At 64.6% G+C, this 23,135-nt stretch carries 26 protein-coding genes and 2 tRNA genes; 18 read left to right on the top strand and 10 right to left on the bottom strand.

Annotated elements, in window-relative coordinates; genetic code table 11:
- The first annotated feature begins 52 nt into the window (after nt 1-52).
- Complete coding sequence (gene pgsA / locus QFZ42_RS15880) at nt 53-619, top strand: CDP-diacylglycerol--glycerol-3-phosphate 3-phosphatidyltransferase (RefSeq protein ID WP_307701869.1); 567 nt, start codon at nt 53-55, stop codon at nt 617-619.
- Complete coding sequence (locus QFZ42_RS15875; RefSeq protein ID WP_307701868.1) at nt 616-1,503, top strand: DMT family transporter; 888 nt, start codon at nt 616-618, stop codon at nt 1,501-1,503. The genes pgsA and QFZ42_RS15875 overlap by 4 nt, the downstream gene beginning before the upstream one ends.
- Nucleotides 1,504-1,519: 16 nt before the next feature.
- On the opposite strand, the gene QFZ42_RS15870 is transcribed toward QFZ42_RS15875, so the two are convergent.
- Nucleotides 1,520-2,482 carry a LysR substrate-binding domain-containing protein gene (locus QFZ42_RS15870; protein WP_307701867.1) on the bottom strand — a complete coding sequence of 321 codons (963 nt, stop codon included), beginning with the start codon at nt 2,480-2,482 and terminating at the stop codon, nt 1,520-1,522.
- 70 nt (nt 2,483-2,552) lie between these two features.
- On the opposite strand from QFZ42_RS15870, the gene QFZ42_RS15865 reads away from it, so the two are divergent.
- The 6 genes from QFZ42_RS15865 (at nt 2,553) to QFZ42_RS15840 (ending at nt 7,911) form a co-directional block, all read left to right on the top strand.
- Complete coding sequence (locus QFZ42_RS15865; RefSeq protein ID WP_373423345.1) at nt 2,553-3,470, top strand: alpha/beta fold hydrolase; 918 nt, start codon at nt 2,553-2,555, stop codon at nt 3,468-3,470.
- On the top strand, nt 3,467-4,552 hold the full coding sequence (locus QFZ42_RS15860) for a tartrate dehydrogenase (protein ID WP_307701866.1): 1,086 nt from the start codon (nt 3,467-3,469) through the stop codon (nt 4,550-4,552). The genes QFZ42_RS15865 and QFZ42_RS15860 overlap by 4 nt, the downstream gene beginning before the upstream one ends.
- 213 nt (nt 4,553-4,765) lie before the next feature.
- Nucleotides 4,766-5,038 carry an HU family DNA-binding protein gene (locus QFZ42_RS15855; RefSeq protein WP_007830705.1) on the top strand — a complete coding sequence of 91 codons (273 nt, stop codon included), beginning with the start codon at nt 4,766-4,768 and terminating at the stop codon, nt 5,036-5,038.
- Nucleotides 5,039-5,065: 27 nt separating this feature from the next.
- A tRNA-Val gene (locus QFZ42_RS15850) sits at nt 5,066-5,141 on the top strand.
- Between the two features lie 76 nt (nt 5,142-5,217).
- Nucleotides 5,218-7,131: a SurA N-terminal domain-containing protein gene (locus QFZ42_RS15845; RefSeq protein ID WP_307701865.1), complete on the top strand. Its 1,914-nt coding sequence runs from the start codon at nt 5,218-5,220 to the stop codon at nt 7,129-7,131.
- Between the two features lie 105 nt (nt 7,132-7,236).
- On the top strand, nt 7,237-7,911 hold the full coding sequence (locus tag QFZ42_RS15840; RefSeq protein ID WP_307701864.1) for a histidine phosphatase family protein: 675 nt from the start codon (nt 7,237-7,239) through the stop codon (nt 7,909-7,911).
- A 41-nt stretch (nt 7,912-7,952) separates the two neighbouring features.
- Here QFZ42_RS15840 and QFZ42_RS15835 read toward each other — a convergent pair whose 3' ends face one another.
- The gene (locus QFZ42_RS15835; RefSeq protein WP_307701863.1) at nt 7,953-8,285 is read right to left on the bottom strand and encodes a hypothetical protein; all 333 of its coding nucleotides are present in this window, start codon (nt 8,283-8,285) and stop codon (nt 7,953-7,955) included.
- Between the two features lie 22 nt (nt 8,286-8,307).
- Nucleotides 8,308-8,556: a GlsB/YeaQ/YmgE family stress response membrane protein gene (locus QFZ42_RS15830; RefSeq protein ID WP_307701862.1), complete on the bottom strand. Its 249-nt coding sequence runs from the start codon at nt 8,554-8,556 to the stop codon at nt 8,308-8,310.
- A 206-nt stretch (nt 8,557-8,762) separates the two neighbouring features.
- Between QFZ42_RS15830 and QFZ42_RS15825 the strand changes: the two genes are divergently transcribed.
- The 3 genes from QFZ42_RS15825 to QFZ42_RS15815 all read left to right on the top strand — a co-directional run bounded on the left by QFZ42_RS15825 (nt 8,763) and on the right by QFZ42_RS15815 (nt 10,163).
- On the top strand, nt 8,763-9,395 hold the full coding sequence (locus tag QFZ42_RS15825; protein ID WP_307701861.1) for a YbhB/YbcL family Raf kinase inhibitor-like protein: 633 nt from the start codon (nt 8,763-8,765) through the stop codon (nt 9,393-9,395).
- 75 nt (nt 9,396-9,470) lie between these two features.
- Nucleotides 9,471-9,546: transfer RNA gene (locus QFZ42_RS15820), tRNA-His, on the top strand.
- Nucleotides 9,547-9,818: 272 nt separating this feature from the next.
- The gene (locus QFZ42_RS15815; RefSeq protein ID WP_307701860.1) at nt 9,819-10,163 is read left to right on the top strand and encodes an H-NS histone family protein; all 345 of its coding nucleotides are present in this window, start codon (nt 9,819-9,821) and stop codon (nt 10,161-10,163) included.
- A gap of 91 nt (nt 10,164-10,254) precedes the next feature.
- Here the strand turns inward: QFZ42_RS15815 and QFZ42_RS15810 are convergent, their stop codons facing one another.
- Complete coding sequence (locus tag QFZ42_RS15810) at nt 10,255-11,241, bottom strand: NADPH:quinone oxidoreductase family protein (RefSeq protein ID WP_307701859.1); 987 nt, start codon at nt 11,239-11,241, stop codon at nt 10,255-10,257.
- Nucleotides 11,242-11,369: 128 nt separating this feature from the next.
- Here QFZ42_RS15810 and surE point away from each other — a divergent pair, with 128 nt between their 5' ends.
- The 5 genes from surE to rlmD are packed head-to-tail and all read left to right on the top strand — an operon-like array spanning nt 11,370 to nt 16,321.
- Nucleotides 11,370-12,128, top strand: coding sequence for a 5'/3'-nucleotidase SurE (gene surE / locus QFZ42_RS15805; RefSeq protein ID WP_307701858.1), 759 nt, complete (start codon nt 11,370-11,372; stop codon nt 12,126-12,128).
- A 1-nt stretch (nt 12,129) separates the two neighbouring features.
- A complete protein-coding gene (locus QFZ42_RS15800; RefSeq protein ID WP_307701857.1) occupies nt 12,130-12,903 on the top strand; it encodes a protein-L-isoaspartate(D-aspartate) O-methyltransferase in 774 nt (257 codons plus the stop codon).
- An 11-nt stretch (nt 12,904-12,914) separates the two neighbouring features.
- Nucleotides 12,915-13,805 (top strand): peptidoglycan DD-metalloendopeptidase family protein, encoded by an 891-nt coding sequence (locus tag QFZ42_RS15795; protein WP_307701856.1) that lies wholly within the window; start codon nt 12,915-12,917, stop codon nt 13,803-13,805.
- Between the two features lie 4 nt (nt 13,806-13,809).
- Nucleotides 13,810-14,808: a sigma-70 family RNA polymerase sigma factor gene (locus tag QFZ42_RS15790; protein ID WP_307701855.1), complete on the top strand. Its 999-nt coding sequence runs from the start codon at nt 13,810-13,812 to the stop codon at nt 14,806-14,808.
- A 52-nt stretch (nt 14,809-14,860) separates the two neighbouring features.
- Nucleotides 14,861-16,321: a 23S rRNA (uracil(1939)-C(5))-methyltransferase RlmD gene (gene rlmD, locus QFZ42_RS15785; protein WP_307701854.1), complete on the top strand. Its 1,461-nt coding sequence runs from the start codon at nt 14,861-14,863 to the stop codon at nt 16,319-16,321.
- 61 nt (nt 16,322-16,382) lie between these two features.
- Here rlmD and QFZ42_RS15780 read toward each other — a convergent pair whose 3' ends face one another.
- Entirely contained in the window at nt 16,383-17,084 is a 702-nt protein-coding gene (locus QFZ42_RS15780) for a Bax inhibitor-1/YccA family protein (RefSeq protein ID WP_307701853.1), read from the bottom strand.
- A gap of 167 nt (nt 17,085-17,251) precedes the next feature.
- Here QFZ42_RS15780 and QFZ42_RS15775 point away from each other — a divergent pair, with 167 nt between their 5' ends.
- Nucleotides 17,252-17,659, top strand: coding sequence for a GlcG/HbpS family heme-binding protein (locus QFZ42_RS15775; protein WP_093236987.1), 408 nt, complete (start codon nt 17,252-17,254; stop codon nt 17,657-17,659).
- Between the two features lie 193 nt (nt 17,660-17,852).
- Here QFZ42_RS15775 and hemP read toward each other — a convergent pair whose 3' ends face one another.
- The 5 genes from hemP to QFZ42_RS15750 form a co-directional block, all read right to left on the bottom strand.
- Nucleotides 17,853-18,065: a hemin uptake protein HemP gene (gene hemP / locus QFZ42_RS15770; RefSeq protein WP_018903010.1), complete on the bottom strand. Its 213-nt coding sequence runs from the start codon at nt 18,063-18,065 to the stop codon at nt 17,853-17,855.
- Nucleotides 18,066-18,159: 94 nt separating this feature from the next.
- Complete coding sequence (locus tag QFZ42_RS15765; RefSeq protein ID WP_307701852.1) at nt 18,160-18,573, bottom strand: ExbD/TolR family protein; 414 nt, start codon at nt 18,571-18,573, stop codon at nt 18,160-18,162.
- Nucleotides 18,574-18,578: 5 nt separating this feature from the next.
- The gene (locus tag QFZ42_RS15760) at nt 18,579-19,295 is read right to left on the bottom strand and encodes a MotA/TolQ/ExbB proton channel family protein (protein WP_307701851.1); all 717 of its coding nucleotides are present in this window, start codon (nt 19,293-19,295) and stop codon (nt 18,579-18,581) included.
- Between the two features lie 22 nt (nt 19,296-19,317).
- On the bottom strand, nt 19,318-20,019 hold the full coding sequence (locus QFZ42_RS15755) for an energy transducer TonB (RefSeq protein WP_444875733.1): 702 nt from the start codon (nt 20,017-20,019) through the stop codon (nt 19,318-19,320).
- Between the two features lie 108 nt (nt 20,020-20,127).
- Nucleotides 20,128-20,400 carry a (2Fe-2S)-binding protein gene (locus QFZ42_RS15750; RefSeq protein WP_258505289.1) on the bottom strand — a complete coding sequence of 91 codons (273 nt, stop codon included), beginning with the start codon at nt 20,398-20,400 and terminating at the stop codon, nt 20,128-20,130.
- 350 nt (nt 20,401-20,750) lie between these two features.
- Between QFZ42_RS15750 and QFZ42_RS15745 the strand changes: the two genes are divergently transcribed.
- Nucleotides 20,751-23,120 carry a TonB-dependent receptor gene (locus QFZ42_RS15745; RefSeq protein WP_307701849.1) on the top strand — a complete coding sequence of 790 codons (2,370 nt, stop codon included), beginning with the start codon at nt 20,751-20,753 and terminating at the stop codon, nt 23,118-23,120.
- Nucleotides 23,121-23,135: the final 15 nt, after the last annotated feature.

Here is a 23,135-nt window from a genome sequence, read left to right as displayed (position 1 = left end):
GATTTGCCCCCTGGCCTTCGGCCCGTCACGCGCGCATGACACAATCGCCCGCATGTTCTGGACCCTCCCGACCATCATGACCTGGACGCGCATCGTCGCGATTCCATTGATCGTTGGCGTGTTCTACCTGCCGATGGCCGAGCCGACGCGCAACCTGATCGCCACGGTCATGTTCATCGTCTTTGCCGCGACCGACTGGCTCGACGGCTACCTGGCGCGCAAGCTGAACCAGACCTCGTCCTTCGGCGCCTTCCTCGATCCGGTGGCCGACAAGTTTCTGGTGTGCGCCGCGCTGCTGGTGCTGGTGCACCTGCAGCGCGCCGATGTGTTCGTGGCGCTGATCATCATCGGCCGCGAGATCGCCATCTCGGCGCTGCGCGAATGGATGGCGCGAATCGGCGCCGGCAAGAGCGTGGCGGTCCACATGATCGGCAAGGTCAAGACGACCGTGCAGATGATCGCGATTCCCTTCCTGCTCTATGACGGGCGCCTGTTCAACGTCATCGACACGGGCCTCTGGGGCCAGTGGCTGATCTGGATCTCGGCGGTGCTCACCGTCTGGTCGATGGTCTATTACCTGCAGAAGGCCATTCCCGAGATCCGGGCCCACAGCAAATGACGGCGGCGGCCACGGCACGTGGCTCGGGCTGGCTGCGTGCCATGCCGGCGGTCTTCGTGCTGATCTGGAGCACGGGGTTCATCGTCGCGCGCTACGGCATGCCCTATGCGCCGCCGCTCAAGTTCCTGGCCGTGCGCTATGCGCTTTCTCTCGTGTGCTTCTGCGTCTGGGTCGCGCTCGCGCGGGTCGCTTGGCCGAAGGAGCGCGCGCAGTGGGGGCACCTTGCGGTCACGGGCGTGCTGATGCAGGCGGGCTACCTGGGCGGCGTGTGGGCGGCCGTGCACGCGGGCATGGGCGCGGGGCTGGTGGCGCTGCTGGTCGGCGTCCAGCCGGTGCTGACCGCCATCTGGCTCTCGTTTGCCGGTGGGCGCATTTCGAAGCGCCAGTGGGCGGGGCTGCTTCTGGGATTTGCGGGCTTGGTGCTCGTGGTGTCGCGCAAGTTCGGGCAGGGTTCCGAGATCAGCGCTTTGACGATGGGGCTCGCCGTGATGGCGCTCCTTTCGATCACCGCGGGCACGCTGTACCAGAAGCGCTTCGTCGCGCCGTGCGACGTTCGCAGTGCGAGCGCCGTGCAGATGGCGGCGGCGTTGCTCGTGACCTTGCCTTTCGCGGCAATGGAAACGCAAGGCATCGAATGGAACGCGTACTCGACCGGCGCCATGGCGTGGTCGGTGCTGGTGCTGTCGCTTGGCGGCAGTTCGCTGCTCTACATGCTGATTCAGCGCGGTACGGCCACCGCCGTCACGAGCTTGCTGTACCTCGTGCCGCCAAGTACGGCGGTGATGGCCTGGCTGCTGTTCCGCGAGCCGATCACCCTGGTGACCTTGCTGGGCATCGGGCTGACCGCGGCGGGCGTGAGCCTGGTGGTGCGCAGCGAGCGATGACCGACCGCGTCTTCTTTCAGCGTGCCGAACCGGCCTTGCCGGGTTTCCAAGGCTCGCCGCGGAACTGTTCGGCCAGGTAGTCGAGCAGCAGCCGCACGCGGCGCGGTGTCTTGGGCCGCCATGGCGCAACCCAGTGGATGTCCGCATCGGGCATGGCGTAGTGGGGCAGCACGCGCACCAGCTCGCCTGAAGCCAGCTGCGGGGCGATGTCCCACAGGCTGCGCAGCATGATCCCCTGGCCGGCCAGGCACCAGTCGCGCACCATCTCGCCGGAGTTGCTCGTCAACGGCCCTTGGACGCGCACGCGCGCCGTGCTGCCGTCGCGCGCGTGGCGCAGCGTCCAGAGCGCGAACTGGTGCTGGTTGACGTCGCCGTTCTCCCGCGCCACCAGGCAGTCGTGCGTGCCTAGCGCATCAACCGTGGCGGGCACGCCGCATCGCTTTATATATGCAGGAGAGGCGGCCAGCACGCGCTGGTTGCGCGCGATGCGGCGCGTGACCCAGTCGGCGGCGCGGCGTTGCTGCACGGCCCAAAGCCAGAGCGCGCCGTCGTAGCCCTCGGCGCCAAGATCGGGCAGCCGCTCGGTCAGCAGCAATTCGATCTGCAGCCCGGGATGACGCGCTTGAAACGCTGCCAGCGCGGGGCCGAGCCAGCGCCGTCCGAAACCGAAAGTCGCCGCCAGTCGGATGGTGCCGACCAGTTCGTTCTGCCGCTCGCCGAGTTCGCTCTCGAGCGCCGCGAAACCTTCGAGCAGCGTCCTGGCGTGCAGGCAGACGGCCTCGCCCTCGGCCGTGACGCTGAGCCGGCGCGTCGTGCGTTCGAACAGGCGCTGGCCCAGCCGCGCCTCGAGCGCGCCAAGTCGCTTGGTCACCACGGAAGGCACCACGTCCAACGTGGCGGATGCGCCCGCCAGGCTTCCCTGGTCGCGGATGGCCAGCACCAGTTCCAGATCGCCCCGGTCCATCGACAGTTGATTCATGCCAAACTGGAAAGTATGAATTGGCTGATTGTTGCTTGATGGCCGATGGAGCGCAACGCACAATGGCCGCGTGACTGCTTCATCCTTCTTCGACTTTCCAGAATTCGATATCGAGCGCAACGGCGTGCGCGTGCATGGCCGCATCGGCGGCCGCGGCGCCCCCTTGCTGCTTTTGCACGGCCACCCTCAGACGCACCTGATCTGGCATCGCGTGGCACCGGCGCTGGCCGAGCAATTCACGGTGGTGGCGGTGGACCTGCGCGGTTACGGCGACTCCGGCCGCCCCGCGGACGATGCGGATCACATGGCCTACAGCAAGCGCGAAATGGCGCTCGATGCGCTCGCCGCCATGCGCCACCATGGTTTCGAGCGCTTCGGCGTGCTGGCCCACGACCGCGGCGCCCGGGTGGCGCATCGGCTGGCCGAGGACCATGCCGCGGCCGTCGATCGCATGCTGCTCCTCGACATCGCACCCACGCTCTCGATGTACGAGAACACCACCGAGGCGTTTGCCCGCGCCTACTGGCACTGGTTCTTCCTGATCCAGCCGCCGCCGCTGCCCGAAGCGCTGATTGCTTCCGACCCCGTGCGCTACGTGCGCAGCGTGATGGGCGGGCGCCATGCCGGCCTCGCGCCCTTCGCGCCCGAGGTGCTGGCCGAGTACGAGCGCTGCGCAAGCATTCCGGGCACGGCCGAATCCATTTGCGGCGACTACCGCGCATCCGCGAGCATGGACCTGGTGCACGACCGCGCCGACGTTGCCGCCGGCCACCGGCTCGCGCAACCGCTGCGGGTGCTCTGGGGCGAGCACGGCGCGGTGGGCCGCTGCTTCGACGTGCTGGCGCTCTGGCGCGAATGCGCAGAGCAGGTTTCGGGCCGTGCATTGCCTTGCGGCCACTACGTTCCGGAGGAAGCCCCGGGCGAGGTGCTCGCCGAGGCACTCCAGTTTTTTACTCCCCCTCTCCAGCAAGAAGGAACCAGACCATGACCACCCACAGAATCGCAGTCATCGCCGGCGACGGCATCGGCAAGGAAACCATGCCCGAAGGCCTGCGCGTGGTCGATGCTGCGGCGCGCAAGTTCGGCATCGACCTGAAGTTCGACCATTTCGACTTCTCGAGCTGGGACTACTGCGAGAAGCACGGCAAGATGCTGCCCGACAACTGGAAGGACCAGATCGGCGGGCACGACGCGATCTACTTCGGCGCGGTCGGCTGGCCCGAAAAAATTGCCGACCACGTGTCGCTCTGGGGCTCGCTGCTGCTGTTCCGCCGCGAATTCGACCAGTACATCAACCTGCGCCCCGCGCGGTTGATGCCCGGCATCATCGCGCCTGTGGTGCGCCGCGACGGCACGCCGCGCGAGGCCGGCGAGATCGACATGTACATCGTGCGCGAGAACACCGAGGGCGAATACTCGAGCATCGGCGGGCGCATGTACGAAGGCACCCCGCGCGAGATCGTGGTGCAGGAAACGGTGATGTCGCGCGTGGGCGTCGACCGCGTGCTCAAGTTCGCCTTCGAACTCGCGCAATCGCGCCCGAAGAAGCATCTGACCAGCGCCACGAAGTCGAACGGCATCTCGATCACCATGCCGTACTGGGACGAGCGCGTGGCCGAAATGGCAAAGAACTATCCGGGCGTGGAGCTCGACAAGTTCCACATCGACATCCTCACGGCCCACTTCGTGCAACGGCCCGACTTCTTCGACGTGGTCGTGGCGAGCAACCTGTTCGGCGACATCCTGTCCGACCTGGGGCCGGCGTGCACCGGCACCATCGGCATTGCGCCCAGCGCCAATCTCAACCCCGAGCGCACCACGCCATCGCTGTTCGAACCGGTGCATGGCTCGGCGCCCGACATCGCGGGCAAAGGCATCGCTAACCCGATCGGCCAGATCTGGTGCGGCGCGATGATGCTCGAATTCCTGGGCCACAAGAAGGCGCACGACGCGATTCTTGCCACCATCGAAAAGGTGCTCGCGCCCCAAAGCGGAGCACCGCGCACGCCCGACATCGGCGGCACTGCGAGCACCAGCGACCTGGGCAAGGCCATTGCCGAAGCGCTCTGAAATAGACTGCGCGAAACGCCCCTAAAATCGCGCGCTCCGCTGTTCTGCATGGCCTCGTGTCGTATTGACACCCTGCAGACCAGTGGTTGTAATCCTCGCTGGCAGTGCGCTGCCGAGGCGTCATTCCTGCCAGGTTCCCGTGTCGCGTCATTTCGCGGCCAGCTCGCAGCTGACGAAAGCCGACCAACTTTATTTCTTCGACAAGGGGCCCTTGTGAACAAGACCGAACTGATTGAGCACATCGCAAAAAACGCCGATATTTCCAAGGCAGCCGCCACGCGCGCGCTCGAATCCACCATCGGCGCCATTCGTACCACGCTCAAAAAAGGCGGCTCCGTGTCGCTGGTCGGTTTCGGCACTTTCGCAGTAGGCAAGCGGGCTGCTCGCACCGGCCGCAATCCCCGGACCGGCGACGCGATTAAAATCAAGGCCGCCAAGATTCCGAAGTTCCGTCCGGGCAAGGCGCTGAAAGACGCGCTGAACTAAGACGTAGACTCGGAGAGTTTCCCGGTGGGGTGCTTAGCTCAGTTGGTAGAGCGGCGCCCTTACAAGGCGTAGGTCGGGGGTTCGAGCCCCTCAGCACCCACCACCCACCGATGCAAAGGCGAACACAGGTTCGCCTTTTTTATTGCCGTTCGACATCCGTCGCAAGAGAGTGTTCAAGCATGTTTGATTTCTTCCGCAAGCACAACAAGATCGTCATGATTTTCTTGTTCTTGCTGATCATTCCTTCGTTCGTCCTCTTCGGCGTGGACCGCTACCAGGGCTCCGGCAAGGACGAAAAGGTTGCACGCGTCGATGGCCACGACATCACGCGGCCCGAGTGGGACGCGCAGCACCGCAACGAGGTCGACCGCATTCGCCAGCAATCGCCGAACGTCGATCCGACACTGCTCGATTCCGAGGTGATGCGCTACGCCACGCTGGAGCGCATGGTGCGCGATCGCGTGCTGGCCGCAGCGGCGGCCAAGTCGAACGTCACGATTTCGGAAGAACGGCTGTCGCGGATCTTCGCGCAGGACGCGGGCCTCGCGTCGTTCCGCACGCCGGACGGCAAGTTCGACCGCGAGACCTTTCAGCGCGTGACCGGCCGCACCCCGGAGCAGTACGAGGCGTCGATGCGCGCCGACCTGGCAACGCAGCAGATGCTGCTGGGTATTTCGGGCACGGCATTCACGCCGCCCGCGCTGGCTGCCGCCACCATCAATGCGTTCTATGACCGGCGCGAAATCCAGGTGGCACGCTTCGGTCCCGAGAGCTTCGCATCGAAGGTGACGATCAGCGACGCCGACATCGAGGCCTACTACAAGGACCACGCAGCCCAGTTCCAGGCACCCGAGCAGGCCAGCATCGAGTACCTGGTGCTCGATCTCGAAGCAGCCAAGAAGAACATCTCGGTGAACGAGGCCGACCTCAAGACGTACTACGAGCAGAACAAGGCGCGCTTCGGCACGAAAGAAGAGCGGCGCGCGAGCCACATCCTGATCACCGCGCCGGCCAGTGCGTCGGCGGCCGATCGCGAAAAGGCCAAGGCCAAAGCAGAACAGTTGCTGGCCGAAGTGAAGAAGGCGCCCGCCACCTTCGCCGACGTGGCACGCAAGAATTCGCAAGACCCGGGCTCGGCGGAGAAGGGCGGAGACCTCGACTTCGTGACGCGGGGCGCGATGGTCAAGCCTTTCGACGACGCGATGTTTGCGCTCAAGAAGGGCGACATCAGCGACGTGATCGAAAGCGAGTTCGGCTACCACATCATTCGCCTGACCGACATCAAGCCGGCCGTGGTGCCGCCGTTCGAACAGGTGCGTGCCACCATCGAGAACGAAGTCCGTGCACAGCAGGCGACGCAGGAATTCGCCAAGGCCGCTGAAGCCTTCACCGACGCGGTGTACCAGCAGCCGGACAGCCTCAAGCCCGCGGCGGAAAAGCTGAAGCTCACGATCCAGACGGCGACCAACGTTGCGCGCACGCCCGCACCGGGTGCGACCGGCGCGCTCGCGAGCCGTAATTTCCTGAGCGCACTCTTCGCGGCCGATTCACTCGACCGGAAGCAGAACACCGAGGCGATCGAAGTCGGTTCCAACCAGCTCGCATCGGGCCGCGTGACGCAGTACACGCCTGCGCATCCAGTCCCGCTGGCTGAAGTGAAGGACAAGATCCGCGCGCAGCTCGTCACCGAGCGCGCCGCGGTGCTGGCAAAGACCGAGGGAGAAGCCAAGCTCGCTGCCTGGACCGCCAAGGCCGACGGCGCGACCTTTGCTGCGCCGGTGACGGTTTCACGGCGCGAATCGCAGAACCAGCCCATCGCGGTCGTTGATGCCGCACTGCGCGCCGACGCGTCCAAGCTGCCCGCGCTGGTGGGTGTCGATCTGGGCACGCAAGGCTATGCCGTGGTTCGCGTGACCAAGGTCGTTCCGCGCACGCCGTCGGCACCCGAGCAGGCGCAGCAGGAGAACACGCAGGTCGGCCAGTCCGTGGCCGCCGCGGAAGACGTTGCGTACTACAACCTGCTGAAGGAACGTTTCAAGGCCGAGATCCTCGTGCCGAAGCCCGCGGATACGCTGCCCGTGCCCACCCGCTGACGGGGCGCGGCGCGCCGCGCCCGGGTCGGCGGCCCGGGCCCCGCCGCGCGCGCTTCGTCGCACGTGGGACAAGCGCGCGATGCGCTTGTCGCCAGAATCGCGTGCATGGGAACCCTCTATCTCGTGCGCCATGGCCAGGCCAGTTTCGGCGCCGCCGACTACGACAACCTGAGCGAGCTCGGGCACAAGCAGTCGGTGCGCCTCGGTGAATACTGGCGCGAGCGCGGCATGCTGTTCGATGCCGTGATCACCGGCACCTTGAAGCGCCACTGGCAGACCTGGGAGGGCATTGCCGAGGGGCTCGGGCTGAAGCGCGACGACGTGCTCCCGTGGCCCGGCCTCAATGAATACGACAGTGAAGCGGTCATCGCCACCATTCACGAAGGCAAGCTCGAGAAGCCTGATTCGCCCGAGATGTACCGGCATCATTTCCGCCTCTTGCGCAATGGCCTGGGGGCCTGGATGCAAGGCAAGACCCGGCCTGCCGGCATGCCGAGCTATGTCGACTTTCTGTCGGGCGTGACGACGGCGCTCGACCATGTACGCGACCGCCACCATGGCGCCAAGGTGCTGGTAGTGTCGAGCGGCGGGCCGATCAGCACGGCGGTGGGGCATGTGCTTGGCACGAGCCCGGAAACCACCATCGAGTTGAATCTGCGCATCCGCAATACCGCGGTGACGGAGTTTGCCTTTACGCCCAAGCGCCACATGCTCGTGACGTACAACACGCTGCCGCATCTGGACGCACCGGCTTACGAGGGCTGGATTACCTACGCCTGAAGTGTCGGCGCCGAAGCAGAGCACCTCGAAGCGAGTGGGCTTCAGGCCTGCCAGACGCCGTAGCCGTTGTTGCGCAGCCTGATGCCGAGTTCGACCTCCATCGATCGCGCATCCTCGTAGCTCATCGGGTTGTAGCGTTCATAGAGGGCGGGCAGCAGCCGAAGGCCGAACTCCCGCACGAAGCTGTTGGCCTGGATGCCGGCCTTGTGCTTGTCGAACCGGACGTCGGGGTCGAGCCCGGTCATTCCGACATAGACGAACGGCTTGCCGAGCAGATAGCCGGGGTTGGCCCGCCGGAAACGGCCATGGTTCCAGACGCGATCGTCGAGTTCGACCACGTAGACATGATGCTTGGCTCGGGGTTTGCGCGGCATCAGTCTTCCGCACTGCTCCGAATCAGCTCTTGCGCTTGATCAGGCCGTAGAGGATGAGCAGCACGATTGCGCCAAGCACCGACGCGATGAAACCGGCCCCCTGGCCCGCGGTGTACCAGCCCATGGCTTGGCCGACATAGGTCACGATCAACGAACCCGCGATGCCGATCAGCGTGGTCACGATGAAGCCCGCGGAATCGTCGCCTGGCTTGACTGCCCGCGCAACGAGACCCACGATGAACCCGATCAGAATAGTCCAGACGATGCTCATGAAGAAGTTCCTTTGGCGGTGAATTGAAGAAGCTGGGAAGCGCGCCCGATGCTCAGGTGGCAGCCATGATAGCGGAGCAAAACCGCCGCCAAGCGCAGGAAAGCACATCGAGGACGGGTTCGAGAATTTTGGCGCGGACTACCGCCATCTCTCGCTTGCTGCGGCGTCCTACAGGGCCAACTGCCGCGCAGGGCTATACCGAAGCCATGCTCGAAAAATTGCCTGAAGTCATCGGCCATGCGCTGCACGGCATGCGCGCGGGGCTGGACAAGATCGTTTTCAATGCGCTCGGCATGCGGCAGGGCATGGCGTCCATCGCGCTGACCAGCGTGGCTTTCGTGGACCATGGGCCGCTGCCCTCACGCTATACGGCCGACGGCGAAGGCTTGTCGCCACCGCTGCAATGGGCGAATCTGCCCGCTGAATCCACTTCGGTGGTGCTGGTGGTCGAGGACGCCGATTCCCCGACGCCGAACCCGCTGGTGCATGCGATCGTGGTCGGGCTGCGGCCCAGCGACGGCAAGCTCGACGAGGCGGCCATTCCGAGCCGGGACAACGAAGGCGCCGCCGGCATTCACGTCGGGCGCAACTCCGGGCTGCAGGCCGCCTGGCTCCCGCCCGATCCGCCGCCCGGCCACGGGGCCCACCGCTACGCTTTTCAGTTGTTTGCGCTCGACAGTGCACCCCTGTTTTCGGCCGCACCCGGCCGCGACGAAGTCTTCGAAGCGCTGCGCGAACATGCGCTTGCGAGCGGGTTGCTGATCGGTACCTGCGAGAGGCCTGACGGTTCCATCAAGATCGAGAAGGCTGCACCGGCCGGCCCGTTGGCAGCGGGCTGAACAGAATTTCAGGCATGTCCGGATGCCCGGGCGCTGAAAACGGGAGTTTTTGCCGCTACAATTGCGGGCTCTTCGGTGGCTGTAGCTCAGCTGGTAGAGTCCCAGATTGTGATTCTGGTCGTCGTGGGTTCGAGTCCCATCAGCCACCCCAAATACTTCCCTGACTGCTATTGCGCAATAGCGTCCAAGGGACCACAACGCCGGGGCTGGCCCGGCGTTGTCATTTCCGGCTGTTACTGCCGTTGGGGCTTAACCCCTTGCCTCTCTTCTTTTTGTTCGATAAAAGCGTGTGAACCGGTGCGCTTTACATGGTGCACTGCCGCAATCCGCGTGCGCTCTCCGGTTTTTTCTTGCGGCGGCGTGCTTGTTTTAAATTGGAATTGAATTAAAATCCGCCCGTTTCCAATTTTCAGGAGTCCAACAATGGCTTCGACCCTCGCCGATATCAATTCCCAGATCAAGAAGCACGACGAGCTGATTGCGCAATTGCGCAAGCAGGCCGAAGACCTTCGCAACCAAGAACGCTCAGGCGTCATTGAAGAGGTTCGCAAGAAGATTGCTGAATATGGTTTGACGGCCTCCGACCTGAAACTCAGCGCACGCGGCGGTTCGGTCAAGCGCAGCGCCGGAGCGCCCGGCACCAAGGCTGCCGCCAAATACCGCGGTCCGAGCGGTGAAACCTGGTCTGGCGGCCGTGGCCGCAAGCCGCGTTGGGTGACCGAGGCGCTGGCCGCCGGCAAGTCGCTGTCCGAGTTCGAGATCAAGTAACCGAACGTCCGACAGAACCATCGACCACAAAAAAGCCCGCATCCGCGGGCTTTTTTTATTGCGTGAGTGGAACCAAACGGGCGACGCGCGCTCAGTTCACCATGACGAGTTTCCCTTTGACGCCGCGCGAACCCATGTGGGCATAGGCAGCTTTCAATTCTGCCATCGGCATCGTGCTGTCGATCACCGGCTTGATCTTTCCCTGGCCGTACCACTGTGCCAATTCGGCCATCATTTGTGCATTGGCCTTGGGCTCGCGCTTCGCGAAATCGCCCCAGAACACGCCGACGATCGAAGCGCCTTTCAAGAGCGTCAGGTTCAATGGCAGCGACGGAATGGGACCGGAGGCAAAGCCGACCACCAAATAACGGCCGCGCCATCCGATCGAACGAAATGCCGGCTCGGCAAAATCGCCGCCCACCGGGTCGTAAATGATGTCGGGACCCTTGCCGTCGGTCGCGGCCTTGATGGCGTCGCGAAAACCGTTTGGAAGCGCGTGCGTCGTGTAGTTGATGGTGGCGTCGGCGCCAATGGAACGGCAGAGTTCACATTTCTCGTCCGTGGAGGCCGCCGCAATCACTTTCGCGCCCGCTGCCTTTGCAATTTGTATGGCCGCGGTGCCCACGCCGCCCGCCGCGCCGAGCACGAGCACGGTTTCACCGGCCTTGAGTTGTGCGCGGTCCATCAGCGCATGCCACGACGTCGCATAAATCATGATGAATGCCGCCGCGTCGACATGGCCGAAGCCTTGCGGCAGCGGCATGCAGAGCGCCGCCGGCGCCAGGGTGTGGGTTGCGAAGCCGCCGGTGCCCGAAAGGCAGGCCACGTTCTGTCCGACCGAGAGGTGCGTGACGCCTTCGCCCACCGCCTGGACGATGCCGGCGTATTCCGAGCCGGGTACGAAGGGCAGCGGCGGCTTGATCTGGTATTTGTTCTGGACGATCAGCAGATCGGGAAAGTTGAGGCTGGCGGCCCTGATCTCGATCAGCACCTGGCCCGGGCCCGGCGCCGGTGTGGGCAGTTCTTTCCAGGTCAGCGCATCGACGCCGGTGGGGTTTTCGCAAAGCCATGCGTGCATGCTCGGGTCTCCTTGAATCAGTCGTGTGTGGGCAATGAATGCGAGGCGATGATAGGGGGCGCGGCAGGGCGCCGTTGTCCCTGCTGCGACGCACCCGGCGCCTACAATCCGGGGCACCGAAAAGCACCATGAAGATACTTATTTCCAATGACGACGGCTTTCAGGCTCCGGGCATCGTCGCATTGCACGACGCCCTGAAAGACATCGCCGATGTCGAGGTGGTTGCACCCGAACACAACAACAGCGCCAAGTCGAACGCGCTCACCCTGGCCGCACCGCTCTACGTGCACAAGGCGCACAACGGATTCCGCTACGTCACGGGCACGCCGGCCGACTGCGTTCATATCGCGCTCAAGGGGCTGCTCGACTACCGGCCCGACCTGGTGGTTTCCGGCATCAACAACGGCGCCAACATGGGCGACGACACCATCTATTCGGGCACTGTCGGGGCCGCGATGGAGGCGTATCTGTTCGGCATTCCGGCCATTGCGTTCTCGCAGATCGAAAAGGGCTGGGCGCATGTCGATGCGGCGGCACAGGTGGCGCGGCGGCTGGTACAGCAGATCGAGCGCGAGCGCATGCTCGAAGGCGGCGCTTTCCTGCTCAACGTGAATGTGCCGAACCGGCCGTTCGAGGAGCTCAAGCCGACCAAGGTCTGCCGGCTCGGCCGCCGCCACGCGGCGGAAAAGGTCATTACGCAAGAGAGCCCGCGCGGCGAGACGATGTACTGGATCGCGGGCGCCGGCAGCGCCAAGGACAGCGGCGAAGGCACCGACTTCCACGCCACCGCTGACGGCCACGTCGCACTGACACCGCTGCAGATCGACCTCACCGATCACGCCAACCTGGGGCAATGGCGCGAGACGGTAGCCCGTCTCGGCAATTGACATGGCCACGCAACGGCCTGGATTCCCGGTTCGCCTGACACCCACTGCTTCGGCCGCCGCGCGCGGGCGCCTGCCCGCCGTACCGGTCAAGCCGATGGTGCCGACCACGCCCTCGATGGCCTCCGACGCGGTGCGCGCGCGCATGGTGCAGAAGCTCGCCGCCCAGGGCATTACCGACCCCCGCGTGCTGCGTGCCCTGGGCGCGGTGGAGCGGCATCGTTTCGTCGACAGCGCACTGGTCAACCAGGCCTACGAAGACACGAGCCTGCCCATCGGTCTGGGACAGACCATTTCCAAGCCCAGTGTGGTGGCCCGCATGATCGAGCTCCTGCTGGGCGCGCCTGCACTGGCCGGCAAGCCGCAAGACCGGCTCGGACGCGTGCTCGAGATCGGCACCGGCTGCGGCTACCAGGCCGCGGTGCTGAACCACGTGGCGACGGAGGTCTACAGCATCGAGCGTTTGCGGGGGCTGCACGAGCGCGCACGCGCCAACCTGCGGCATTTCCGGCTCGCCACCGTGCACCTGATGCTCGGCGACGGCATGGTCGGCTATGCCAAGGGTGCGCCCTATGCAGGAATCATCGCCGCAGCAGGCGGCGAAGCGGTTCCGCAGGCCTGGACCGATCAACTCGCCGTGGGCGGACGCATCGTCGCGCCCACGCAATCGGCGGGGGGCGGACAGGCCCTCGTCGTCATCGATAAAACCGCCCGTGGGCTGGAGCGCCGCATTCTTGAGGCGGTTCACTTTGTCCCCCTAAAATCGGGCATCGCTTGAAGGAACAACACATGCAGGGTTTTGGCAATCGGAGTTGGTGCGCTGGTATCACGTTGGCCGTTGTGCTCGTGATCGCGGGCTGCGCCGCACCGCGAGGGCCGGCGCCGGTCGAAGACCGTGGCACGATGACGCGCGCCCCCAATGCGGCCCCCGGCGGCCCGCTCATCACCACCGACGCCTCCGGCAAGCCGCTTCCCGGCATCGAGAACTATGGCAAGCCGGGCTACTACGCAGTGCGGCCCGGCGACACGATTCGCCGCATCGGAAACGAAACCGGCCAAAGCTGGCAGAACATCGCTCGTTGGAACAATCTCGACAACCCCGACCTGATCGAAGTCGGCCAGGTGTTGCGCGTGGTTCCTCCGGTGGGCCCGGTCTCCACCACCGTGGCCGCCGCGCCTGCGCCCGCCGAAGGCGTCGTGACCAAGCCCGTCACGCCAGCGGCGGTACTCCCCGCGGCGCCCGCGAGTGCGGCTGCGAGCAAACCGCCGGTCACGGCATCGCCGTCGGCGCCTGCTGCAAATGCAGGCGACGAGGACCTCGGCTGGATCTGGCCGGCGCATGGCTCCCTCATCGCAGGATTCGACGACGCCAAGAACAAGGGCTTCGATATCGGCGGCAAGGCGGGCGATGCTGTCTTGGCCGCGGCCGACGGCCGCGTGGTCTACGCAGGCGCGGGCCTGCGCGGCTACGGCAACCTCATCATCCTGAAGCACAACAACACCTACCTCACGGCCTATGCGCACAACCAGACGCTGCTGGTGAAGGAAGACCAGTCGGTGCAAAAGGGCCAGAAGATCGCCGAGATGGGCAACAGCGACGCGGACCGCGTCAAGCTGCATTTCGAAATCCGTCGCCAGGGCAAGCCTGTCGATCCGGCACGCTACCTTCCGAACCGGTAATGCCATGGCTGCCTCTCGCCCCCGTCGCGCGCTTGCTGTGCGTCGGCTGGCGGGCCGGGGCGGGGCCGTGGAGAACAGCAAAGAGGGCGCGTCCACGAAGCCCGGCCGCGCTGCAGACCTGATTGCGGCAACCGACGCGGTCGGCGGCGAGGGCGCGGATGCCCTGACGATCTACCTGCGGCAGGTGCGGCGCACCGAACTCTTCACGCCCGAAGAGGAATACCAGGCCGCTTGCGCTGCCCGCGCCGGGGACTTCGCCGCGCGCCAATCCATGATCGAGCACAACCTGCGGCTGGTCGTGAACATCGCCAAGGCCTATCTGGGCCGAGGCGTGCCGCTCTCCGATCTCATCGAGGAGGGCAATCTCGGCCTCATGCATGCCATCACCAAGTTCGAGCCCGAACGCGGTTTTCGCTTTTCCACCTATGCGACCTGGTGGATCCGCCAGTCGGTCGAGCGCGCTGTCATGACCCAGGCGCGTGCCATCCGCCTGCCTGTGCATGTGGTGCGCGAACTGCAGCAGGTGCTGCGAGCCCGCCGTGCGCTCGAAGGCGATGCCGAGTTCCTGGCCCATCGGCCCGACGGCGTGCGCGTGGAAGATGTGGCGGCGTTCCTGGGCCGCGAAGTGCAGGCTGTCGCAGAATTGCTGGCGCTCGCCGAGGCGCCGCGATCACTGGATGCCGGCGATGCGCACGGCGAAGAAGGCTTCACCTTGGCCGACACCGTGGCCTCCGACGATGAACGCGGCGACCCGACCGACGTCACCCACACCCACGAGGTCGAACGGCTGCTCGAGCAATGGGTTCATGCGCTCGATGCGCGCGAACGCGAAGTGCTGGAAGGCCGCTACGGCTTGCACGACCGCGAGCCCGAAACGCTCGAGGTGCTGAGCGTTCGCCTCGGCCTGACACGCGAGCGCGTCAGGCAGATCCAGAACGAAGCGCTTGCCAAGATGCGGCGGCAACTCGTCCGTTCCGGGGTGGGGCGCGACGCCTTGTTCTAGGCCGAGCCGGCGAGGCCGCGGGAAGCGGGGCCGGCGCTGAGACAATCGGGGGATGACGGAATCCATCGAAGAAAAGAAAGTCCCCACGAAAGCCCTTGCGAAAGCCTCGGCAAGTTCCCCGGACGAATGGCTCGAGGTCGAATCGCTCGACCTGGACGCGCAGGGCGTTGCGCACAACGCCGAAGGCATGGTCGTGTTCATCGAGGGCGCCTTGCCTTTCGAGGAAGTGCAGTTCAACGTTCATCGCCGCAAGAACAACTGGGAGCAGGGCACGGTCACGGCCATCCGCCGTGAATCGTCGCAGCGCGTGCGCCCCGGCTGTCCGCATTTCGGATTGCACACCGGCGCATGCGGCGGCTGCAAGATGCAGCATCTGGACGCCGCGGCGCAGGTGGCGGTGAAGCAGCGCGCCCTCGAAGACAACCTGTGGCACCTTGGCAAGGTCCGGCCCGAGAACGTGCTGCGGCCGATGGAAGGGCCGGCTTGGCACTACCGCTACCGCGCGCGGCTCTCGGTGCGCCATGTGGTCAAGAAGGGCACGGTGCTGATCGGTTTCCACGAGCGCAAGAGCCGCTATCTTGCCGACATGCAGGTGTGCCCGGTGCTGCCGGAGCAGGTCAGCGACATGCTGATGCCGCTGCGCGCGCTCATCGGCTCGATGGACGCCCGCGAGACCTGCCCGCAGATCGAGCTTGCCTGCGGCGACGCACCCGGTACGACCGCGCTCGGCACCATTGCGCTGGTGCTCAGGCACCTGGAGCCGCTGTCCGACGCGGACATCGACCGCCTCAAGGGCTTTGCGGCGCAGAACCCCGGCGTTCAGTGGTGGCTACAGGCCAAGGGCCCCGAAACAGTGAAGCTGCTGGAAGAGGGCGGCGCGCCGCTGTCTTACGAGCTGCCCGAGTTCGGCGTCACCATGCCGTTCAAGCCGACCGATTTCACCCAGGTCAATCCGCACATCAACCGCGCGCTGGTCGGCAAGGCGCTGCGTCTTCTCGATGTGCAGGAGAACGAGCGCGTGATCGACTGGTTCTGCGGGCTCGGAAATTTCACCTTGCCGCTGGCGAGCCGTGCCCGCGAGGTCCTGGGCATCGAAGGCAGCGACACCCTGGTGGCGCGCGCGAGCGACAACTTCAAGAAGAATCAACCCGCCACGCCCGCCAGGCGAGCGCTTTCGTCCACCGGTTTCGTGGCCCGCAACCTCTTTGAAATGACGCCCGCCATGCTCGTGGCCGATGGCAGCGCCGACAAGTGGCTCGTCGATCCGCCGCGCGAAGGGGCTTTTGCGCTCGCCAAGGCCATGGCCGATCTGCTCCTGCAGCCCGAACTGCGAACCGATGGCTGGACGCCGCCGAAACGCATCGTGTACGTGAGCTGCAATCCGTCCACCCTGGCGCGGGATGCCGGCCTGCTCGTGCACCAGGCCGGATACCGCTGCACATTCGCGGGGGTGATCAACATGTTCCCGCACACGGCGCACGTCGAGTCGATTGCGGTGTTCGAACTGGCATGAAGAAAGGCCCCTCGAGGCCTTTCTTCTTCATGTTGGCGCACCGCAGCGCCACAGGTCTTGATCAGTCGCGTTCGCCGCCGGCAATGCCCAGCAGGGCCAGCAGGCTCTGGAACACGTTGAACAGGTCCAGGTAGAGCGCGAGCGTGGCGCTGATGTAGTTGGTCTCGCCGCCGTCCATGATCTGCTTCAGGTCATAGAGCATGAACGCCGAGAAAATGCCGATGGCGGCCACCGAGATGGCCATCATGCCGGCGCTCGAGCCGACGAAGACATTGATGATGGCACCCACCATCAGCACCATGGCGCCGACGAAGAGCCACTTGCCCATGCCGGACAGGTCGCGCTTGATGACGGTGGCCAGGGAAGCCATCACGAAGAACACGCCGGCGGTGCCGCCGAAGGCGGTCATGATGAGCTCGGAACCGTTCTTGAAACCCAGCACCATCGCGATCAGACGCGAGAGCATCAGGCCCATGAAAAAGGTGAAGGCCAGCAGCACCGGCACGCCGGCGGCGGAGTTCTTGGTTTTCTCGATGGCGAACATGAAGCCGAAGGCGCCGCCGAGGAAAACCATGAGGCCCAATCCGCCCTTGAGCGAAGCGGTAATGCCGGTGGCAACGCCGAACCAGGCGCCCAGCACCGTAGGCAGCAGGCTCAGCGCGAGCAGCCAGTAGGTGTTGCGCAGCACGCGTTGGCGCTCAGCCTGCGGCAGCACCTGGCCGTAGCCGGTGGAAGTGTCGAGGGTGGTAACGCGGTCGTTCATGGCCGTAGCTCCTTGGGTTGCTGCAATGACGCAGTTTGGGCGCATTCTAGGGGTCTGCAAGAGGAGGCAGGCAAAGACCGTATGGGCGATGGTCCTAAGCACCGCAGGGCTCCGGGTCTGGTTGGCCGTTATGCTGTCGGGTTTCCCGACCAACCTGACTTTCATATATGAAGACCAAGTCCTTCCTCGAACTCGCCGACGTCAAGGCCATTGCCGCGGCTGCCGAAGCCGAAGCCCTGAAGAACAACTGGGCCGTGACCATTGCCATCTCGGACGACGCCGGCAACCTGCTCTGGCTTCAGCGCCTCGACGGGGCTGCGGCACTGTCTTCCCATATCGCTCCAGCCAAAGCCCATACCGCGGCCATGGGCCGCCGCGAGAGCAAGGTCTACGAAGACATCATCAACGGCGGCCGTACGGCGTTCCTCACGGCGCCCGCCGTGCAAGGCTTGCTTGAAGGCGGAGTGCCCATCGTGAAGGACGGCCATGTGATCGGCGCCGTGGGCGTGAGCGGCGTGAAGTCCAACGAAGATGCCCAGATCGCCAAAGCGGGCATCGCAGCGCTCGGTCTTTGAAGTAGTTCGTCCGCGGGGCGAAAGTCCCGCGGAAAGCAAAACGCCGACTTCGAGTCGGCGTTTTTGTTGGTATCCAGCGTGAAAAAAAGCTTGGCTAGTCGGCGAACCGTTGGCTAGCAAAAAACGACCCTTCGGAGATGAATCTCCTGGAGTCGCCCCACGATGAAACTTGCGCGAGGGGCGGGCGGATTGCTTACTTGGTAAGAATCAGCTTGCCGAGTTTGGTCGCCTGAAGACGATAGAGGGAACCGTTGTGCATGATGCCCACGGTTTTGCTCCCCTTGAGAAGCTCCGTGCTTTCGACCATCGGCGCCGGACGGGGGGCCTGGATGGACGCATGTCCGCCACCCGATTGATCGAGCGAAGGATGGCTCAGAACGGAAAAGGCGTTCGGCTTGGCTTGCATCTGAAATTCCCTTATCGAAGCGATGAGTGAATGATAATGATTCGCAATAAAAAGTCAATCGCGGCGATCAACTTTTTTAAGGGCGTTCAGTGACTTACTTCGCGTCGGGTTCGGTAATGAAGCCGATCTTGCGCACGCCGGCCTCTCGCGCCTCCGACATGGCCTTGGCCACGCGTTCATAGCGGACCGCCTTGTCGCCGCGGATGTGCAGCTCGGGCTGCGGGTCCTTCGCAGCCTCGGCGGCCAGCCGGCCCGGCAGTTCGCCGTCTTCGATCTTCTGTTCGTTCCAGTAGTAGCTGCCGTCGGCCGTGATGCTGAACAGGATGTTCTGCGGTTTGGGCTGCTCGGGTTCGCTGGTTGCGCGCGGCAGGTCGATGTTGACCGCGTGCTTCATCACCGGCACGGTGATGATGAAGATGATCAGGAGCACCAGCATGACGTCGACCAGCGGCGTCATGTTGATCTCGTTCATCACCTCATCGGGTTCGTCCTGGGTACCGAAGGCCATGATGCTCAGCCCTTCTTGAGCGGAACCACGATGGCGTCGCCGCTGCCGCTTTGCACGCGGGCGCCCGTCACGAAGTAGGCGTGCAGGTCATGCGCGAAGCTGTTGAGCTTGGTCAGCACGAACTTGTTGCCGCGCACCAGCGCGTTGTAGCCCAGCACCGCCGGAATCGCCACCGCGAGACCCAGCGCCGTCATGATCAATGCTTCGCCGATCGGGCCGGCCACCTTGTCGATGGTGGCCTGGCCGGCCGAGCTGATGCTCATGAGCGCGTGATAGATGCCCCAGACGGTGCCGAACAGCCCGATGAACGGCGCCGTCGAGCCCACCGACGCCAGGATGGCGAGGCCGGTTTGAAGGCGTGCCGTGAACGCATCGATGCCGTTGCGGAGGGCTCGCGTGATCCAGTCGCTCACATCGAGCGCGTCGTGCAGATGGGCCTTCGTGTTGCGGTGGTGCGCAGCTGCTTCGCGGCCTTCGAGCGCCAGCGCGCGAAACGGGTTGCTGTCGTCCTTGCCGAGCTTGTTGAGCGCGGTGGCGAAGTCTTCGCTGTGCCAGAAATCCTGCGAGTTCTTCGCGAGGCGCTTGTACTTGATGACGTCGAGGGCCTTGATGATGATCACGATCCACGACGCAAGCGACATGCCGATCAACAGCACCGCGACGGCCTTGGTGACGAAATCGCCCTGGTTCCAGACGTTCATCAAGCCGAATTGGGAATCCATACGAAGTTGCTCCAGAGAAAAATTAGTTCAATTTGAATGAGAAGGGCGCCCGCAGCAGGTAGGTCGTCTGCGCGTTGCCTCCCGTTTGCCTGAAGGGCGTGACCTGGGCGGTTCGGGCGGCGCTCATCGCTGCTTCGTCCAGGCGTTCGAATCCGCTGGACTTGAAGAGTTCGACGCGCTTGGCGAAGCCTTCACTGTCGAAATAGATCGACACGACCGTCGTTCCCGTCTCGCCCAAGCGCTTGCTCATGCTGGGGAACACCAGCTTGGGTTCTCTGACGTAGCGCGTCTGGCCTTCCGAAATTTCGATCATCCGCGGCGCGGGGGGAGCGGGCGGTGCCGGCGGCGGAGCCGGTGGCGCGGGCGGCGCGGGGGCCTCGACCGGCGGTGCGGGAGGGGGCGGCTCGGTCACGCCCACGGGTGCACTGGGCGCGGGTGTCGGTTTGGGTTCGCGTATGGCGACCGGGCGCGGCGGCGGCTTGACCGCCTCGGGCTTGCGCTGCGGAGGAGGCGGTGGAGGGGGCGGCGGCGGAGCAGGCTTGGGCGGCTCGACGAACTGGCTCAGTATTTCAACCGGAATCACCACTTCGGCAGCCCGCCGCAGGAGGCCGCTTTGCAGCGCCCACAGCGCCGCCGCATGAAACAGGATCACGCCTCCGGCAATGAGCGCATTGCGCGAAAGACCCAGAACGGAGGGAGGGGGGGCAAAGCGGTCAGACACGATCAACCAATTCGAATGCGGGCACGCATGGAGCGTGCCCCGATTGCAGCAAAACCGCTACGACTACTGTTTACTTACGAAAGATCCACCAAGCCGAACCTGCGACGAGTATCAGGCTGCCGCCGATTGCCGAGAAGAGTTCCATGCCTTGCTTTCCGAAATGGAGGTGGCAAGCTGGATCGCGCTCGTTCCCGATTCGCGATTCAACGCGGCGACCGGGTGCGAGGCGCTGCACTGCGCGACGATATCGCGCGCACAACCTTCACATTGGCCACATTGGGTGGCTACGCCAAGCTCGAACTGGACTTCGTCGAAAGTCATGCCGGCCCGCACGTGACGTGCGATTTCACGGTCGGAGACTCGGCGGCAGACGCAAACGATCATGGCAGTGAAAGCGGCAGTTGGCTGGCTGGTTTGGGTTCGAGCCGATTATAAATACGAATCTCTCGCATTTTCAATAACTATCCCGGGAGGAGGCCTTTCGTACTGGTTCGGGAAAAGTTGCATTTTCGCAACGACGAATCTAAGTGCGAATGATTAAGAACTACGTTCGCACCTACACTCCAGCCCCATTCGGCAAGCCACATCGGTGAAGTACCGGTTCCAGCCAGCCATTCAAAACCAGCCGTTTGGCTTTCCGGGAGGTTATCTTGTCCAATGTCGCCCGTCGGCGCGCTCGCGCGTCGCGCCCCAAGTCTTCTTCGTTTCCTGCGGCGGGCGCCGCGACACCCAGCATGCCGCGTGAAGCGGCCATCCTGCCTTTCGGGGCCCTGATGCTGGCCGCCTCGGTCAGCAGCTGGGCGCAGACGCCGCCGGCGCCTGTGCAGGGCGGAACGCTCGGAACCATCACAGTGACGGAGCAGGCCGAAACGCAGGGCAAGGACCAGGTCCAGACCAAGAAGACCAACATCGGCAAGGGAACGCAGGAAATCCGCGATATTCCCCAGTCGATCAACGTCATCACCGAGAAGCTGATCGACGACGTCAAGCTCGACACGCTCAAGGATGCCTTGCACTATTCGGCTGGCATCACCTTCGCGGCGACCGAGAACGGCACCGACCAGGACATCCGTTTGCGCGGCTTCCCGGTGGCCACGGTCGGCGACCTGCTGATCGACGGCATGCGCGACCCTTCGCAATATGACCGCGACACCTTCAATCTCGAACGCATCGAGGTATTGCGCGGCTCTGCTTCGATGATTTTCGGCCGCGGGTCCACGGGCGGCGTGATCAATCAGGTTTCCAAGAAGCCCTTGCTCGCCGACCAGACCGACGTGGAAGCCACCGCCGGCTCGCGCGGCTACTACCGCACGACAGCCGACTTCAATGTGCGCACCGGCGAAACCTCGGCATTGCGGATCAACGCGATGTGGAACAAGGCCGACAACGGCGGCGCCAAGATCGACAAGTACGGCATCGCGCCTTCGTACAGCTGGGGCGTCGGCACGGCCAATGAATTCACCGTGGGGTTGTTTCACCTGAACGTCGACAACGTTCCGCTGTCGGCGGTTCGCTGGGTGGCGACCGGCCGGCAAGGCGTTACCGGCTACAGCGCGAGCGGCGTGCCCACCATCGGCAGCCTGGGAACCCTCGCGCCCGTCAAGCCCGGCAGCTTCTACGGCACCACGGCCGACAAGGTCCTTGGCAAGGCCACCTATGGCTCGGCTTCATGGCTGCATCGCTTCGACGACGGCGGCGAACTGCGCACGCAGGTGCGCTCGGGCACCTTCGATCGCAACCAGTGGTCTACGGCGGCCGGCGCGAGCACCACCTTCGGCGCGCCCACCACGGTGGCGAACTTCAGCGACTACACCATGCTCACGCGCAGCGGCCTCACCCCGCGCAAGGACGAGTACAAGGGCACCTACCTGCAAAGCGACTACAGCAAGGAGCTGAACTGGGGTGGCATGAAGCACCAGTTGCTGGCCGGTGTCGATGCCTCGAAGGAGGAAGCGAGCCGCTATCAGAACGACGCCTTCTTCAACAACAGCTTCCGCGGGCGCGCGCTGGGCTCGCGGGCCAACACCTTCGTCGGCACGCCGAACGATGGCGCCGGCCTGAGCGGCACGTTCGTGGAGCCCGTGTACCGCGATTCGAGCGCCTATTCCGCGAAGTCGATGGGCGTCTACCTGCAGGATCTGGTTCAGGTTGCGCCCGACTGGAAAATTCTCGGTGGGCTGCGCTACGACCGGCTCAGCGGAGATTTCGACCAGTACAACTACACGAATCCGGCGTGCGTGAGGCCCACTCCGGCACCGCGCGGCTATACGCAAACGGCGAACTGCACCGATCGGCGTGAACGCTATTCCGCCGGTAGCCCGCTGCCGACAGTGGCTACCACCCATTTGTCCCAGGGCGCCTGGAGCTACCGGGCCGGCGTGCTGTACCAGCCTTCGACGACGCAGTCGTACCACCTGTCGTACAGCACCTCGTTCAACTCGTCGGCGGACACCTATCAGTACGTGTCGCCCCAAACTGCGGGTACGCCGCCCGAGAAGAGCCGCAACATCGAACTGGGCACCAAGCTCGACTGGCTGGATGGCAGGCTCTCGACGCGCGCGGCCATTTTCCGCACGGAGAAGACCAACGAGCGCACGACCGACTCGGACTTTGCGAACAGTTCCTATCTGCTGTCGGGCAAGCGTCATTCCCAAGGGCTCGAGCTCGACGTGGTCGGACGGTTGAGTTCGCAGTGGGAGGTCTACTTCTCGTACTCCTACATTCCGACTGCAACCATCGACAAGGTCGGCAGCACGGCCACGCCGGGTACGGTCGGTTCGCGCGTGGGCCTGACGCCCAAGCACAGCGGGGCCGCATGGATCAGCTACCAGGCGACGCCCAAGTTCCGTGTTGCGGGCGGTGTGCGCGGCGCGTCCGAGAATCGGCCGCTGCAGGGCGGCAGCGGCGCCGCCAGCCTGGCCAACAGCACCCCGGGCTACGTAGTCGGCGACATGATGCTCGAGTACAAGTTCACGCCCGATCTGTATGCGCAGCTCAACGTCAACAACGTGACGAACAAGCTCTACGGCGATCAGCTCTACCCGGGCTTCGCGATTGCCGGTGCGAAGCGCACGGTACTCTTCACGGTCGGAGCTCGTTTCTAAAATAGGCCAAGCGTT

This window comes from Variovorax paradoxus, assembly GCF_030815855.1.
Taxonomy (GTDB): domain Bacteria; phylum Pseudomonadota; class Gammaproteobacteria; order Burkholderiales; family Burkholderiaceae_C; genus Variovorax; species Variovorax paradoxus_M.
Note: the sequence above shows the minus strand (reverse complement) of the source record. Positions and strands in the feature narration are given on the sequence as shown.